The sequence below is a fragment of the Streptomyces sp. NPDC093510 genome, assembly GCF_040683555.1.
In the GTDB taxonomy this organism is placed as follows: Bacteria; Actinomycetota; Actinomycetes; order Streptomycetales; family Streptomycetaceae; genus Streptomyces.
Map to the genome: position 1 here is coordinate 11,822 of NZ_JBFBEE010000023.1, position 15,989 is coordinate 27,810.

Annotated in this window: 14 protein-coding genes; 8 read left to right on the forward strand and 6 right to left on the reverse strand. The window is 70.7% G+C overall.

What is annotated here, in order from left to right; all coding sequences use genetic code 11:
• Positions 1-57: 57 nt before the first annotated feature.
• The 3 genes from AB0N81_RS31110 to AB0N81_RS31120 all read right to left on the reverse strand — a co-directional run bounded on the left by AB0N81_RS31110 (position 58) and on the right by AB0N81_RS31120 (position 2,629).
• Positions 58-861 (reverse strand): phytanoyl-CoA dioxygenase family protein, encoded by an 804-nt coding sequence (locus AB0N81_RS31110; RefSeq protein WP_365364167.1) that lies wholly within the window; start codon positions 859-861, stop codon positions 58-60.
• Positions 862-955: 94 nt separating this feature from the next.
• Complete coding sequence (locus AB0N81_RS31115; protein ID WP_365364364.1) at positions 956-1,867, reverse strand: glutaminase; 912 nt, start codon at positions 1,865-1,867, stop codon at positions 956-958.
• 213 nt (positions 1,868-2,080) lie between these two features.
• Positions 2,081-2,629 (reverse strand): DUF4232 domain-containing protein, encoded by a 549-nt coding sequence (locus AB0N81_RS31120; protein ID WP_365364169.1) that lies wholly within the window; start codon positions 2,627-2,629, stop codon positions 2,081-2,083.
• A 385-nt stretch (positions 2,630-3,014) separates the two neighbouring features.
• Here AB0N81_RS31120 and AB0N81_RS31125 point away from each other — a divergent pair, with 385 nt between their 5' ends.
• Positions 3,015-3,827, forward strand: coding sequence for an SAM-dependent methyltransferase (locus AB0N81_RS31125; RefSeq protein WP_365364171.1), 813 nt, complete (start codon positions 3,015-3,017; stop codon positions 3,825-3,827).
• 63 nt (positions 3,828-3,890) lie between these two features.
• Here the strand turns inward: AB0N81_RS31125 and AB0N81_RS31130 are convergent, their stop codons facing one another.
• Positions 3,891-4,508: an SUKH-4 family immunity protein gene (locus AB0N81_RS31130; protein WP_365364173.1), complete on the reverse strand. Its 618-nt coding sequence runs from the start codon at positions 4,506-4,508 to the stop codon at positions 3,891-3,893.
• Between the two features lie 264 nt (positions 4,509-4,772).
• Here AB0N81_RS31130 and AB0N81_RS31135 point away from each other — a divergent pair, with 264 nt between their 5' ends.
• From AB0N81_RS31135 to AB0N81_RS31155, 5 genes are all read left to right on the forward strand, one after another.
• Entirely contained in the window at positions 4,773-5,633 is an 861-nt protein-coding gene (locus AB0N81_RS31135) for a hypothetical protein (protein ID WP_365364175.1), read from the forward strand.
• Between the two features lie 399 nt (positions 5,634-6,032).
• Entirely contained in the window at positions 6,033-6,242 is a 210-nt protein-coding gene (locus tag AB0N81_RS31140; RefSeq protein ID WP_365364177.1) for a hypothetical protein, read from the forward strand.
• A gap of 233 nt (positions 6,243-6,475) precedes the next feature.
• The gene (locus AB0N81_RS31145; RefSeq protein ID WP_365364179.1) at positions 6,476-7,462 is read left to right on the forward strand and encodes a hypothetical protein; all 987 of its coding nucleotides are present in this window, start codon (positions 6,476-6,478) and stop codon (positions 7,460-7,462) included.
• A gap of 132 nt (positions 7,463-7,594) precedes the next feature.
• Positions 7,595-7,852 carry a hypothetical protein gene (locus AB0N81_RS31150; RefSeq protein WP_365364181.1) on the forward strand — a complete coding sequence of 86 codons (258 nt, stop codon included), beginning with the start codon at positions 7,595-7,597 and terminating at the stop codon, positions 7,850-7,852.
• A 10-nt stretch (positions 7,853-7,862) separates the two neighbouring features.
• Entirely contained in the window at positions 7,863-8,426 is a 564-nt protein-coding gene (locus tag AB0N81_RS31155; RefSeq protein ID WP_365364183.1) for a GNAT family N-acetyltransferase, read from the forward strand.
• Here the strand turns inward: AB0N81_RS31155 and AB0N81_RS31160 are convergent.
• Positions 8,341-11,367, reverse strand: a complete 3,027-nt coding sequence (locus tag AB0N81_RS31160) for an AAA family ATPase (protein WP_365364365.1) — start codon at positions 11,365-11,367, stop codon at positions 8,341-8,343. The two genes, AB0N81_RS31155 and AB0N81_RS31160, sit on opposite strands and share 86 nt — an antisense overlap.
• A gap of 230 nt (positions 11,368-11,597) precedes the next feature.
• Between AB0N81_RS31160 and AB0N81_RS31165 the strand changes: the two genes are divergently transcribed.
• Together AB0N81_RS31165 and AB0N81_RS31170 are read left to right on the forward strand one after the other, a co-directional pair.
• Complete coding sequence (locus AB0N81_RS31165) at positions 11,598-12,512, forward strand: MBL fold metallo-hydrolase (RefSeq protein WP_365364185.1); 915 nt, start codon at positions 11,598-11,600, stop codon at positions 12,510-12,512.
• Between the two features lie 48 nt (positions 12,513-12,560).
• Positions 12,561-14,093, forward strand: a complete 1,533-nt coding sequence (locus AB0N81_RS31170) for a carboxylesterase/lipase family protein (protein WP_365364187.1) — start codon at positions 12,561-12,563, stop codon at positions 14,091-14,093.
• A gap of 310 nt (positions 14,094-14,403) precedes the next feature.
• On the opposite strand, the gene AB0N81_RS31175 is transcribed toward AB0N81_RS31170, so the two are convergent.
• Positions 14,404-15,918, reverse strand: a complete 1,515-nt coding sequence (locus AB0N81_RS31175; RefSeq protein ID WP_365364189.1) for an amidohydrolase family protein — start codon at positions 15,916-15,918, stop codon at positions 14,404-14,406.
• Between the last annotated feature and the right edge of the window lie 71 nt (positions 15,919-15,989).

A 15,989-nucleotide genomic window follows, 5' to 3' on the forward strand; every position in this document is an offset into this window, starting at 1 on the left:
GGGACACGTCGGTCTCTCGCAGGGACACGTCGGCTTCTCGCAGTGACACGTCGGCTTCTACCGGAGTCGGCGTCCGACGCCTCGCAGGATCGCGGTCTCCACCGGGGAGCGCTCGCCGTCGGGCCGTTCGATGCTCGGCCCCTGCCCCGGCACGGGAAGCAGCGGCGGCTGCGCCATGAAGCGGGGCTCGACACCTCGGTGCGCCTGCGCGGCGTGCACGAGGAAGGGGTGGCAGAGGTAGACGTCCCCGGCCCGGCCGGTGGCCAGGGCGAGCGGCCGGTGATCGGTGGCGGGCACGGCGCGCTCCGCGAGGTCCATGAAGGGCAGGCCGGCCTCACCCTCGGGTGCGAGAAGCGCGGCGACGTCCAGGTGGGACCCGACGCGTATCCGGGTGGGCGCGTCGTCTTCCCCCACGTCGGACATCAGGAACAGCATCAGCAGCCACCGCCCGCGGGAGGCCACGTTCACCCGGTAGGACATAAAGTCTGCGGGATCGTCGCCCGGGAAACTCGCGTCGATGTGCCATCCGTCGTCGCCCGGCTCCATGTCGCTGGGGAACCGCACCGGGAACGTACCGAGCCCGCCGAGGGGCGCCCAGCGCCCCTCCCCTACGAGTACGTCGAGCGCGGCACGCAGGCGTGTGGAGTTGGCGGCGGCGCGGAAGGGCTCCTGGCCATAGGCGCCGAGCCGCACCACGGGGTTCTGCCACGTCGACGGGTCATCGGGCTCGCCGTCGATGTCTCGCCACATGATGTCCCGGCACTCGGCAGCGAGGTGACGGGAGAACGCCCCCTCGACACGGAGAAACCCCTTCTCCACGAACTCGGACACGTAGCCGTCGCTGATCGTCGCTTCGTTCATGCCGTCAGCGTGTCATCGAGGCGAGGGCGTCCACCCGACACATGCTGCACGGCTCCTGTCGGGACGACGGCCGGAACACCGGCTAGAACACCGGCTAGAACACCGACCAGCCCGTCACCGTCGTGAAGTGGTCGAGCGCCGCCACGCCCGCCACGGAGTTGCCGTACGTGTCCAGGCCCGGGCTCCAGACACACAGGGTGCAGCGGCCGGGGATCACCGCGACGATGCCGCCGCCGACACCGCTCTTGCCGGGCAGACCGACGCGGTAGGCGAAGCTGCCCGCCGCGTCATACGTACCGCAGGTGAGCATGACCGCGTTGACCTGCTTCGCCTCGCGCGCGGGCAGCAGACGCGTGCCGTCGCCACGCAGCCCGTGCCGGGCCAGGAAGGCCCCCGCGAGGGCGAGATCGCGGCAGCTCATACGGATCGCGCACTGCCGGAAGTAGTGCTCGAGCACCGTGGACACGGGATTGTCGAGGTTGCCGTAGCTCGCCATGAAGTGCGCGAGAGCCGCGTTGCGGTCGCCGTGCTCGGCCTCGGAGGCCGCCACCACGGGATCGACGGCGACGTCCGGGTTGCCGCTCTCCGTGCGCAGGAACTCCAGCATCGTCGTGGCGGCGTCTCCGGTGAGGCTCTGCAGCCGGTCGGTGACGACCAGCGCACCGGCGTTGATGAACGGGTTCCGCGGGATGCCGTTCTCGTACTCGAGCTGGACCAGCGAGTTGAAGGGGTTGCCGGACGGCTCCGTGCCGACCCGGTCCCAGATCCGCTCGCCGCCCTCCGCCAGGACGAGCGCGAGGCTGAAGGCCTTCGAGATGGACTGGACGGAGAAGGGCTCCTGCCAGTCCCCCACCCCGTGCACGTCACCGTTGACGTCGGCCACCGCGATGCCGAAGCGCTCGGCGTCCACGCCCGCGAGAGCCGGAATGTACCGCGCCACCTGGCCGCGGCCCACGAGCGGCCGGGCGAAGGCTGCGACTTCTTCGAGAACGGCCTGGTAGTCCATAACCTGAGCTTTCTGCATGTACGCGGCCGCTTCGTCCTGAAAAGCCACTGGTCACGGGCTATGTCGTCGACCGCCGCCACAGAATAACGCCTGGCGGGAAACGCGGACCGGCCGAGCCGTGCGGCCCCTTCCCGCCTGTGGTGGCGCAGGAGGGCGGGCCGCACGGCACGGGGCGTCGGCTGAACGGAACAGCGTCAGCTGACCGGAACGGCGTCAGCCGACCGGAACGGCGTCGGCCGGGTCGGCGTGCCAGTTGGTGCTCAGCGGCTTGTCGACCAGGGTCGTGCTGGGCAGGCGCACGGAGATGGCGCCCGCCTCGTCCCCGGCGACAGCGATGACCATCTGGTCGAACTCCGCGCCGAAGTCGCCGTTGGTCGACTTGGGATTGATGCCGGCGTAGGCGGCGGTGGAACCGGAGAGCTTGATGGTGTCGGTGACGGCCTGCTCGATGGGGGCGACCTGCCGGTCGGAGTGGGAGCCGAAGGCCGCGGCGGGGATGGTGCCCTCGAGGTAGCAGGTGATGCCGGGCTTGGCCTTGGCGGTCACGAGGAGGTAGCCGCCGGCCTGTGTCTTCTCGGTGACCTTGAAGGTCAGGTCGGTGCTCCCGCAGACCTGCTCGACGGGGGCCTTGCTCTGGCCGCCGACGGCGAGGGCGGTGCCGGCGGCGGTGGTGGCGGCGGTGGTGGCGAGGGCCGCGGCGGCCACTGCGGTCAGGACGAGACGGGTGGAACGAGTGGAACGGGTGGCAAGACGCGAACGCATCGAGAACTCCATGAGTGCGGTGAGTGGTGCGTGGGTGATTCGTGAGTGGTGTGTGAGTGGTGCGCAGGTGATTCCTGAGTGGTGTGTGAGTGGTGCGCGGGTGATTCGTGAGTGGTGCGTGAGTGGTAGCCGTCCGGCGAGTGAGCTGCTCGGACGACCCACAGCCTGGGCCGCGATCTGTCCCGCCCGCCACAAAAGGCCGGTGGTACGGGACGTTGGAACACCGGAACGGCCGTTGACCTGCACAGACGCCCACGCCCTGGAACGAGCGGCTGGGACGGAGGGCTTGAGGGCGCCTGCGGATGCGGCGGAATCCCCGGACACTGTGGTCCAGGCCCATCACAATGGCCATCATGGCAACTCGTGCGCGCGGAGAGGGAAAGACGTGAGTGGGAACCAACACCCGTCAGATGTGTCGGGCAGGCTGAACACAGGTGTCGCTCACAACGCACGGGTGTGGAACTACTGGATCGGCGGGAAAGACCACTACGAGGTCGACCAGCAGGTCGGTGACCAGGTCGCCACGATGTTCCCCGTGATCCGGGACGTGGCGCGTGCGGACCGTGAGTTCCTCGGCCGCGCCGTCCGGTTCCTGACCGGCGAGTGCGGCGTGCGGCAGTTCCTGGACGTCGGCACCGGACTGCCGACCCTGGACAACACCCACGAGATCGCGCAGCGGATCGCACCCGAGTCACGGATCGTCTACGTCGACAACGACCCCATCGTGCTCGTCCACGCCCGCAGCCTGCTGGTCGGCACCCCGCAGGGAGCCACCGACTACATCGATGCCGACGTCCACCACCCGGGCAGCGTCATCGAGGGCGCGTCAGCGACCCTCGACCTCGAACAGCCCGTCGCGGTCATGATGCTGGGCATCCTCAACTTCATCCTCGACACGGGCAAGGCACTGGACATCGTGCGCCGAGTCATGGCCTCGGTGCCCTCCGGCAGCTATCTGGCGATGACGCACCCGACCACCGACACCGACCTCGGCGGTGAGGGCAACGTCGAGGCCATGAAGTTCTGGAACGAGAACGCCACCCCGCCGATCACCGCCCGAAGCCGCGCAGAGATCAGCGCGTTCTTCGAAGGACTGGAGCTCCTCACTCCCGGCCTCGTGTCGTGCTCGCAATGGCGCGCCGAGCCGGACTCCGCTGTCGTACTCCCCCAGTTCGGCGCGGTGGCCGTGAAGCCCTGACCGAACGCCGCCCGGCCGCACGGCCGCAGCGTTGCGTGACCGCCGATCGTGCCGCGTCGGCGGTCACCGGTGGAGCGAACGGGCACCCGGGCTGTCGCCCTTGAAACGCTGACCCATGGCGATCTCCTCTCCGATCACCGACCAGACGGTCTCGTCGTCCCGGAAGGGGAGCGGGTCGATGCTGCTCGTCTCCTGGGCGACACGCTCGACCTCGCGCTCCAGGCGCTCGAAGCCGGCTTCCTCGTCGCTTTCGTCGCCGCTGAAGGAGAACTCCTCGAGCAGGCGCTGGAACCGGAGTGTGACGTGGACGAGGGAGGAGACGTCCGTGTGGAGTTCCCGCACGGCCTCCTCATCGGCGTCGAAGGCGTACACCTTGCCTGAACCGGGGTCGAGGGCGAGGTGGGCGTTGAGCAGCCAGCCGATGACGGGCCATTGGCCTGCATCCTGCGGCGCGTCCTCGAAGTCCTCGGCGTCGACGACATCCTGGACGAGGGGCAGCAGTCCGGAGTCCTCGTCGGGTTCGCGCAGCCAGAGCGTTCCGGTGGGGGCGCCGACGGTCTGCAGGAGGCGGGCACCCTCCGTGTCGGCGGCGGAGGGCGGGAAGGCGGCGATGGGCAGCGTCGCGATCCGGTCCTCGCCGAAGGTGTCGACGAGCGCGCTGCGGTTGACGTCGAAAAGCACTGCCGGAACTCCGAACTCGGCGCGGCCTGGGGCGCCGTGGGTGACTTGGTGGACGAAAGCGGTCGGACAACACGGGCGGACAACGCGGTCGGACGACAGCGTCCGCTTCGTTTCCCGGTGTGCCGTCGAGCGAACCCTCGTGTGCCGTCGGGCGAACTCTCATGTGCCGTCGAGTGAATCCCCGTGTGGCCGTCGAGCGAGCCAGGAAGCGGCCCGAACCCGACGTATTATCCGACACATGCCGTCCGCCGGTACCTTCTGGTCATGACGACCGGAAACCGCCCGCGCTTCTCCGTCCGTGCCGGCCTCGCCGCCGCTCCCGAGCACGACGGCCCCTTCGAGGACGTGCCCAAGCACCTCCTCGTGCCGCTTCAGCGCTGGGTCAAAGGCGTGCTCCACTACAAGGGTTCACCGATGCACAGCACAGCCCGTCCCATCTGCCTGCGCCTGCGGATCGCTCCGTTCTCGGACGCCCGTTGGGCGGAGGCGGACTACGTGGGGCCGCTCGTCAGGGCCGTCGGCGTACAGCTGCTCGACGTGGTGGACGAAGTGCTCCGCGCCCGCGCCGCGACGCCGCGGGAGGCCGAGGAACTCGGCCGGATTCTCGACGACGCCGGGTCCGCCTATCGGGTCGGCGAGGCCGCGGACGGACTGGAGGAGCGAGTCACCCCCGTCGTGCGGGACGCGGTGCGCCACACCGTCGCCGACGCGGCGACCGCGTCCGCCGCCGGGTCGGCCGCCGATCACCTTGCCGCAGCCTGGCAGGCGGCCTACGGGCGGAGCCCCGACCCGGTGCGTGCGTACAGCGAGTCCATCAAGGCCGTGGAGTCCGCCGCGCACGCCGTCGTCCAGCCGAACAACGCCAAGGCCACCCTCGGCACGATGCTCGGAGAGATCAGGAACGCCCGGCACAAGTTCGCCACCGCCTTCGTGACCCCGCCGAGCGGTGATCCGATCGCACCGATGGAGGCGATGATGCGGGCCCTGTGGGAGGGGCAGACCTCCCGGCACGGTGCGCAGAGCGCCACGGTCCCCGAATCGCTGGAAGCCGCACGGGCCGGCGTGCACCTGGCCGCCGCCCTCGTCCAGTGGTTCGTCTCAGGAGCGGTGACCCGCCTCTCCTGACCGCACATGCGCCTGCTCACGCACACCAGCACTAGCAACGACGCCGCCTCGTACCGCCCTTCGGGACTTTTTGCGAGCCCGCAATAAGGCGTGCAGTTCCGCAAGAGCCCGCTCGAAGATCGCACCATGACACCCACTCGAAGCACGAAGCGTGTCCGTGTCCGTGTCCACCATCGGCGCCTGCTCCTCGGAACAGGCGCGCTGGCCTTCTCACTCGCCGTGGGCGGCACAGCCGCGTGGAACGCGTTCGCCAGAGCCGCAGCGGCGTCGTCCGCCCTCACCGCCTCCACCACCACCGCTTCGGCCGCCGGGAAGGCGACGGCGTACGACGCCGAGTTACCGACAGGTAGCCCCGCTCACCGCCGCTCCAGGCCACCTCGTCATCGAAGGGGTAGGCCGATGATTCCGCGCAAGAGTGACAGCCGTGACCGGATGATCCTCAGCGCCGCCGCCCTGCTGCGCGAGTACGACGTCATCCGTAAGATCGTGGCCGCCCACGCCGATTCGCTGGACGAGGTGACCGAGCCCCGGTTCGCCGAGTGGGACCTGTGGCCCGGCAACTGCATGGTGCGCGACGGCCGGATCGTGGCGGTCCGTGGCCCCGCTTGACGAGTAGGCGCATGCGACGGTGCGTATGGCTTCAGTCACAGTGGGTGGGGCGAGAGGCCTTTCGGTCAGGCGGCCGATCCCGTGAGGATTCTGCGGCTTATATACCTTTTGCTCGTTACATTCCTTATGGGTCGCCTTGATGTGAGGTGCGTAACTTCGTAGATGTCGCCGCAACGGGGCGGCCACTCCACGAGGATCACGAGAATCCGAGACCCTGAAGGGCCTTCCTTCCCATGCGTATGACCTCTCGCGCCCTGCGTACCAGCATCGTCACCGCCGCCACCGCCACCGCCATCACTCTCGGTGCCGCCTCCGGCGCCATCGCGGCCACTCAGCACGAGCCCGGCGTCGCCACGGTGGAGGCTGCGGCGCACGCCAAGACACAGCACAAGCACAAGCACAAGCACCAGCACAAGCGCGTCTACGTCAAGACCGTGAAGCTCGCCTCGAAGGGGCACACGGTCAAGGTCTACAAACTCGGCAAGAACAAGTACCAGGCCGACATCCTCTTCCACGGCAAGAAGATCGGCGGCCTGAACGCGTTCGGCAAGAACTCGCTGGCGAACCTGAACGGTCTGCACGTCAAGCTCACTCCGCGCGGTGTGGTGACCTCCTGGGCGGATCGGGCCAAGCCCGCACCCAAGCCCACCCCGAAGCCCAAGCCGAAGCCGAAGCCGGGCAAGCGTGAGCTGGTCCGCATCGACACCCTCGCCGACGGCTCCATGGCCAAGGTGTACAAGCTCTCCACCAACCACTGGCAGGCCGACATATACGGCGGCACCGTCGGCAGTGCCGGCATCGGCACCCTGGACGCGAACGGGCGCTCCGCCTCCGGTGAGAACAACGGGCTGCACATCGTGCTGTCCCCGGACGGCAAGCTCAGCTCCTGGGTGGACAAGGCGAAGGAAGACCCCACCCCCAAGCCGGACCCAACCCCCAAGCCTGACCCCACCCCCACCCCTGAGCCGGACCCCACCCCTGAGCCGGACCCGACGCCGGACCCCGACCCCACGCCGGACCCGGACCCGGAGCCCACCCCGGCCCCGGAGCCGCTCCCCGACGTCTCCCCGGACACCGCACCCAAGCCCGCCGACGAGACCGCCAAGCCGAAGCCGACACCAACGCCGACGCCGAAGCCGGCCGACGAGTCCAAGCCCGCCCCGACGCCGGTTGCCCCGAGCATCGACCCGGGCAAGGTCGACCTGGCGCCCGCGGCCTGACCTGCGGCTCCCCGTCCAGTCCCGACCAGTGAGGCACAGTCCTGACGCCCGCCACCGAGGGGCTCCCCGCCCGTGCCCCTCGGTGGCGAGCAATGCCCAAGTCCGCGTCCGCCGCCCCGGAAGGACTCCCCCGTGTCCGCGCGTCTACGAGCCCTCCTCATCGTTCTCGGCACCCTCGCCGCAACCGCGCTGCCCACCGTCGCCGCGTTCGCCGCCCAGCCCCACGTGCCGCCCACGGTGCCCCACAGCACGCCGCGCGAGGAGATCCAGCCCGCCACCAACATCGTCGGCCAGCTCGCCCGCAGAACCGCCGAGCGCTCCACCCGCAAGCCCCTGGGCCTGGTCCCCGAGCAAGCCGTCCATCCGATCGCTCTCACAGGCGTGCGATAGGTTGCCCGCCATGGCAGAACTCGGACCCGTCGCCTGGCCACCCGCCCCGATAAGGACCGAACGGCTCGTGCTCCGCGAGTCCGAGGCCCGAGACCGTGCGGTGTTCATCGAGCTGTTCGCGTCGCCGGAGGTGCGCACCTACCTCGGTGGCCCTCGCCCCATTGACGAACTCGAACGCGAGGTCCCTGAGCTGCCCGGGCGGCGTCCTGGCGTTTTCGTGATCGATCTCGCCGGATCGATGATCGGCTCGGTCACAATCGAACGCCGCGACGCGGAGCGCCCGGGACACATCCGCCCGGACGCCGACGAGGCCGAGGAGGCCGAGCTGGGCTACATGTTCCTGCCGGAGGCGTGGGGGCACGGGTACGCGGCCGAGGCGTGCGCGGCGGCGCTCGGCTGGTTCGCCGACGCGGTTCCCGGCGAGCCGGTGGTGCTCTGCACCCAGACCGCCAATGACCGCTCGATGCGCCTCGCGGCGAAGCTGGGGTTCACCGAGGTGCAACGGTTCGAGGAGTGGGGCGCGGAACAGTGGATGGGCGTGTGGTCCCCGCCCGCGCCGCCGCACCCTGCGTAGAGCCGGGTGCGGCCCCGGCCCCGTTGACATGGGCTGCAACCAGCGTCCCTCCCTGGCGGGTGTCCGTCGCGAGGGTCGCCTCGACGAGGTCGCGCAGCTGGGAACGGGCGGTGATGCCCAGCTTGGGGAAGCTGCGGTAGAGGTGTGAGCTGACCGTGCGCGGGGAGAGGAAGAGCTTCTCGCCGATCTCACGGTTGGTCAGCCCGCGGGCGGCGAGCCGGACGATCTGCCGCTGCTGCGAGGAGAGTTCGGCGAGCGCGTCGGGGACCGCGTCCGTGACGTCGAGGCCGGCGGCGCGCGATTCGGCCCGGGCACGCTCGATCCACGGGTGCGCGCCCAGACGACGGAAGGTCCCCAGGGCCTCGGTGAGCGGCCCCCGCGCCTCTGCGATGCGCCGACGGCGCCGCAGCCACTCGGCGAGGTCGAGCAGGGCCTGTGCGCGTTCGAAGGGCCAGTACTCCAGGAGCGGGTCCGCCGGCGCCGCCCGGAAATGCGGCTCGGCGTCCTCCGGGTCCGCCAGGAGGCCACGGGCTCGGCTGATCAGCGCACGCAGACGAGGCGAAGCGTTGTCCGCCAGCGCGCGTGCCGAGCGCTCGACGATCGCGGCAGCCTCCTCGTGGCGGCCGCAGCGCACAGCGGCGGCGGCCAGGTCGGCGAGGGCCGGATAGGAGGCGTGGTAGTGCACGGGCGACCCATCTGCCGTGAAGACCATGCGGAGTTGGCCGTACGCGGTCTCGTAGTCGCCTTCCGCGGCTGCGGCGGCACCGAGCGCACGATGGGCGTAGACGGCGACCGAGCGGCTCTCCAGCGGATCGATCAGGGTGAGCGCGTCCTCGGCCCGGGTCCGCGACGAGGAAACGTCGCCCTGGAACGCCAGCAGAGTGGCGTCCACGGCGGCCGCACAGGCCACGGCGTGGTCGAGGCCGGCCGCCCGGCCGACAGCGGTGGTGCGGGCGCAGGCCTCACGGGCCTGTTCCCACCGCCCTCGCTCCACATAGGACCAGGCCACTGCGCCGCCCAGCCCCTCGGGCAGCGTCCCCTGCAGTTCCCAGCGGCCGAAGGCCTCGTCGAAGGCGCGGACGGCCCGAGGGGTTTCGTCCAGGAGCCACGCCATGATCCCGACGGCGGTGAGCCGCTCCGGCCGGCCTTCCGCCTCGGCGCTCAACTGCGGTAGCAGGGCTACGAGTTGGGCCCGGTCGCCGTACGGGTCCGACACGACCCTCACCCAGGTGCGCAAGGCCGCGTGGGAGGCGTTCTCGGGAAGACGTCGCAGGATGTCCCGGATGCGGTGGAGCTGGGATTCCTCTCCGGAGTAGAAGCGGACCACGGCGGCACCGGCCACGAGGTCAAGAGCAGCCTCGGGCTGAGTCGCCGTCAACTCCGCGGCCACCTCGGCCAGTCGGGAGAAGACCACGGTGTGGCGCGCGGTCAGAACCGCCAGCCGTCCGGCCTGTACGGCGGCGGAGGCCAGCAGAGCCGCGTCGTCCGTGCGTGTGCGTGCCGCGGCGACCAGTTCCTCGACCCAAGCCATGTCGCCGGTGAACACGGCTGCCGCAGCGGCTTCGACCAGCAGCCGGGCAGCGTCCTCGCGGTGCGGTGCGAGTTCCGCGGCGCGCTGCAGGGCTTGGGCGGCCGCCGCATGGCCGCCCCGGCGGCGGGCCCGTCCGGCGGTGCGCTCCAGCTCCGCCGACACGGCCGCGTCCGGGTGCCGGCAGGCGGCCGCGAGATGCCAGGCTCTCCGGTCGGGTTCGTCCCGCAGTATCTCGGCGAGCGTGAGGTGAGCCTCGCGCCGGGCGCTGAAGGGGGCAGCGTGATACACGGCGGACCGGACCAGCGGGTGGCGGAACCGGACCTCTCGGCCGCCGGTCAGCCGGACCAGGCCGGCCCGTTCGGCCGGCAGCCAGGCCGCGTCCTCGGCGTCCGGCAGCCTCGCCGGGACAGCGGCCGCGGAGACCGTGCTCGCGGAGTCGGCGCTGTCCATGGCGGCCAGGAGCAGCAGCGCCCGCGCGGTGGAGGCCGGGAGGCCATCCAGGCGGGCGGCGAAGATCTGCTCCAGGTGATCGGTGAGGGGAAGTGGGCCTGCGGACAGCGCACTTGCGGACAGCGGGCCTACGGACGGCGAGCCTACGAACGGCGAGCCTACGAACGGCGAGCCTATGGACAGCGGGCCAGTGGACGACTCCCCCGCAGCCGCGGCCTGCGCCGAGGCCGCCCTCGTCAGTTCCACCAGCGCCAGCGGGTTGCCGCCTGCCTGGTCGAGGACCCGCGATCTGGTGTGGGGTGTGAGGCTCGTCGGCTGCAGGTCGAGCAACTGCTTTGCCGCGGCGTGGTCGAGCGGTTCCAGAGTGAGCACGGGCACGTGGCGGTCGAAGCCCAGGAGACGCTCGCCGCTACGGGCCCCGACCACCATCGTGACCGGCTCGCCTTCCAACCTCCTGGCCACAAAGGACAGCACGTCCAAGGAGGCACGATCGAACCACTGCGCATCGTCCAGCACTACGAGCACCGGATGGTGGTCGCCCAGGCCCGACAGCAGACTCAGGACGGCGACCCCGACCAGCATGAGGTCGGGTTCCGACGTGCCCGCCCCCTCACCGAAGGCATCCCGCAGAGCGGCGCGCTGCCTGCCCGGCAGTCCGTCGGCGTCGGCCGACACCGGCCGCAGCAACTGATGCAGCGCGGAGAACGCCAGGCTCGACTCCGACTCGCTCCCCTCGGCACGCAGTACGCGGGCACCGCCGGCCGCAGCCCGGCGCACCGCGTGCTCCAGCAGGGCGCTCTTGCCCGTCCCCACATCGCCGGCCAACACCAGCACCCGGTCGGCCGAGACCGGGTCCACCGCACGGAAGAGGCGTGCCAATTCCGCGTCCCGGCCGACGATCGGGTCCCCCGCGTCCGACTCCGGGTCCGGCTTCGGGTCCGGCTCGGGCCGCGTTCCCATGACCGCACCGCGTTCGTCTGTGTTCTCGTCCACGGAGTCTCCCGGAATTGCGGCGTTCGGCCGGAGTCGCCCCGCCCTGGCCCGTCCAGGCTACAAGCGGCCGAGTCCCGTGCCTCAGGCCATGTACGCAGGTGCAGTCACGTTACGGATACCGCGCGCTCCGAGGCCGCTCGTACGGTTCCGGGAAAAGCCTCGGTTCTCGAAGCCGCCACCTCTCGCAAGGACACCCAATGGACCGCATCACGCTCGGCGACGTCACCGTCACCCGGGTCTGGGAATACTTCGGTTCCGTCGAAATGACGCCCGACACCTTCTTCCCCGAAAGCCCGAAGGAAGTATGGGACGACGGCACCTCCTGGCTGACCCCGCACTTCTTCGACTCCGAGACCAATACCGTGAATTCCGCGATCCAGACCTGGTTGCTCCACAGCGGAGGAAAGACCATCCTCGTCGACACCGGCGTGGGCAATCACAAGGACCGCCCGTACGCGCCGGTATGGAACCGTCTCGAAACAGGCTTCCTGGCCAATCTCGCGCGCGTCGGCGTCGAGCCCGAGGACGTCGACATCGTGATCAACACACATCTCCACATCGATCACGTCGGCTGGAACACGTACCTGAACGGTCGGCAATGGGTCCCCACATTTCCCAACGCGACCTATCTGATGCCGAAGGACGACTTCGACTTCTGGAATCCCGAGAACGACCACAAGCCGCTGCTCGGCCGGGGCAATCAGAATGTCTTCGAGGACAGCGTGGCCCCGGTGCACCGGGCCGGCCAGACGTTGCTGTGGGAGAACAGCCACCAGATCGACGCCGACCTCCGCCTCGACGCGGCTCCCGGACACACCCCCGGCTCCTCCGTGCTGACCCTCACCTCCGGGACGGACCGCGCGGTCTTCGTCGGGGACATGCTGCACAGCCCCGTGCAGATCCTCGAGCCCGACTCCAACAGCTGCTTCTGCGAGGACCCCGCGGCCGCCCGCGCCACCCGCCGCAAGGTCCTGGGCTGGGCGGCCGACGCCAACGCACTCGTGATCCCCGCGCATCTGGGCGGCCACGGCGCCGCCGAAGTGGCGCGCGAGGGAGACAAGTTCGCCATCAAGGGCTGGGCCCCCTTCGCCCCGTACACCCAGCGGCCCTGAGTCCCGCGGAAAGACGCAAAGAGTGGAAAGAGCGGAGACACCCAAGACATGAGCCACCACCCCGACCCCAACCCCAACCCCAACCCCAACCCCAACCCCATCGTGACCACGACGCGGGGAGCCGTCCGCGGCCTGCGCCGGGGCGCCACGGCTGCCTTCCTCAACATCCCCTACGCCGCCCCGCCCCTCGGCGTCGGCCGATTCGCGCCACCCCAGCCGCACGAGCCCTGGGACGGCGTACGGGACGCCACCTCGCCGGGGCCCAACGCGCCGCAGTCGGAGCGCAAGCTCGGCGGTATCGACATGTCCCCCTACTTCGGCGCCGGTTGGAGCCGCGGCGAGGACTACCTCACCGCCAACGTATGGACGCCCTCCACCGTCACCGCCACCACCGCAGGCGGCCTGCCCGTCATGGTGTTCGTCCACGGCGGTGGGTTCGTCGCCGGATCGACGCGGGCCGCGCTGTACGACGGCTCCGCCTTCGCCCGCGACGGCGTCGTGCTCGTCACCCTCAACTACCGGCTCGGTATCGCCGGGTTCCTGGACCTCCACGGCGCACCCGCAAACCGCGGGCTGCTCGACGTCGTCGCCGCGCTGCGCTGGGTGCGGGAGAACATCGCCGCTTTCGGCGGTGACCCGCACAACGTCACCCTCTTCGGCCAGTCGGCCGGGGCGACCATCGTCGGCGGCGTCCTCGCCGCCCCGGAAGCCGCCGGGCTCTTCCGCCGGGCGATCGTCCAGAGCGGCAGCGGCCTGGGGGCGTTCAGCACCGAGCAGGCCGGCCGCGTCACCAGGGCGGCAGCCGAGGCCCTGGGCATCGAGCCCCGGCTCGACGCCTTCGCGGCCGTTTCCGACGACCGCCTGGTCGAGGCCGCCTCCCGGCTCGCGGGCATCGACCTGCGGACCGAGACGCACCGCGACCCGCTGATCGGGCTCAGCCCCTTCAGCCTGGTCCTCGACACGCAGCCCGCCGAATCCATCGCCGTCGGCCGCGGCAACGCCGTCGACCTGCTCATAGGGACCAACACCGAGGAGGGCAACCTCTATCTGGTGCCGGTGGGCAAGTACGCCACCTCGACCACCGGGGACGTCGACGACGTGGCGGCACGCTTACATCCGACGCCGGCGCGACTCGTCGAGACGTACCGGAAGACACGCCCCGAGGCGTCCAACGGCGAGCTGCGCTCCGCCATCATGGGCGATGCACTCTTCGGTGCAGGCAGCTGGGCCTTGGCCGGTGCACACACCGCCCACCCCGCATCCACCACGTACGCCTACGAGTTCGCCTGGCGCTCCCACGCCCTGAACGGCGAGCTCGGCGCCACCCACGCGGTCGAGCTGCCTTTCGTCTTCGACGTCACCCACCTTCCCCAGCTGCGCGGACCCGCCGCCCTGCTCGGCCCCGACGAGCCCCCCGCGGAGCTCGCCGCCCGGATGCACGAGGCATGGATCCGGTTCGCCAGGACCGGCGACCCCGGCTGGGCCCCGTACGACGACGAACGCCGGGCCACGATGCGCATCGACACCGAATGGACCCTGATCGACGACCCTCGCAGCCAGGAACGACAAACCTGGCGCTGAGGCCAGTCGGGCGGTACGGGCCTCGTGGTGGGGCAGGGGGAGGTCCCCCGCGGGGTCCGCCCGGTACTGGTCGAGGGCGGAGGCCCGTTCGTGGTGTGGAATCCGGGACAGCCGCGAGACCATCGCCCACATGTTGCGTTGACCGCCGACCGGTACCAGACAGGGACGAGGACACTCAGCGCGAGGACGACGCTCAGCAGACTCCATGTGTCGGCCCTGTTGCCGACGAGCAGAGCAAGCGCGGCCGTGGGGGTCCAAGCGCACACGCGGCGTACGGACAACGGGCCACCGGCAGCGGCGTGGGGGCGGGTTACGAGCGGGAGCGCCGACGGTGGCGGGCGGTGCCGTCCGGGTCGGGGTCCACCCGCTGGATGCGGGCGCGCTCGACGACCCGCGGCCCCACTTCGGCGGCCTTGCGGACCAGCGCGGGCCCGTCCCAGTCGGTGGGCCAGCCGTGCCACAGCCGTAGCTTGCCGTCGACGAAGACCGCGGTGATCTGGTCGCGGTCGGCCAGCCGGACCAGTTCCCATGACAGGTCGTAGGAGGGGGTGAGTTCGGGCACCTCAAGGTTGACGAGCAGGAAGTCGGCGGCTTTGCCGACGGTTATCTCGCCTGTCACCTCGCCGAGTCCGACGGCGTCGGCGCTCAGGGCGGTGGCGTGGGTGAGCCAGCCGCGGCCTGCACCGCACGAGGAGTCGCCGGACATCAGTCCGTAGGTCAGGCGCTGGGCGCTCTCCGCGGCGTCGATCAGGCGGAAGCCGCCGCCGCGGGTGCCGTCGGTGCCGGTGCCGAAGCGGATGCCCATGGTCTGCCACATCAGGGCGTGCGCGACGGCGTTGCCCTTCCAGGCACTGGCCACCGGGTTGTAGCTGACCGCGGCCCCGGTGTCGGCGAGCATGCGCATCTCGTCGGGGGTGAGCAGGGTGGCGTGGGCGCCGAGGGTGTGCGGGTTGAGGGCGCCGATGTGGTGCAGGTAGGCCACCGGGCGGCGGCCCACGCTCTTGAGCGAGCGTTCGACGGCGGCCAGGTGTTCGTTGACGTGGACCTGGAGGACCGCGTCGGCGTCCGCGCACAGGTCGGCGGTCCTCTTGAGCACTTCTGCGGTGGCGTCCTCGGGGACGGGTATCGCCAGCGAGGGGTGGATGAGCCGGGAGCTTTGGAAGCGCTCCAGGTGTTCCTTGCCGCCCTTCCCGTCGGAGACGACCTTCGACAGCACACAACGCAGTCCGGCCTTCTCGGCGGCCTCGGCGACGACGCCCACGTCGACGGGCGCGCGCGTACCGGCGTCGGCGGCGGTGGTGAACCCGCCGCGCAGCGCCTCCAGAGCCGCGAGCTTCGCCGCGAGGTGTGCGGTCTCCTCGTCCAGGGCGTGTTCCAGCGGCTCCCAGACGGTCTTGAAGATCTCCGAGGGCTGCCCGAACGCCTGGGCCTTGCCGAAGCTCTGCGTCAGATGATGGTGGGCGTCCACGAAGCCCGGCATGAGCAGATGCCCCTTCAGCCGCACCGTGCGGGCGTCGCGGTGCTTGTGGGTGAGCTCGCGAACCGGACCGACGGCGCGGAAGGTGCCGTCCTGGACGAGCACCGCACGGTCCTTGACTGGTCCTTCGGGCAACAGGACGACGTCCGGTACGAGCAGCAGCCGCTTGCCGCGGAAGTCCTCGGGGCCGAAGGCGCGGTGACTGTCGCGTTCGGCGGCGGCCACCGGTTCCGCCCCGGCGGCGGCGAGCAGACCGCCGGTCCCGACGAGTCCGGCCCCGACGACGAAGCGGCGACGGTCCACGCGGCGCGCCCCGTCGTCCTGGGGGCGGCCCGGGCCCGGAGGCACGCCCGGAACCGTGTCTGCCGCGGGGCCCGCTGGGGCTGGTGCGGGGTTTTGTGGGATCGGTGCGGGGTCTC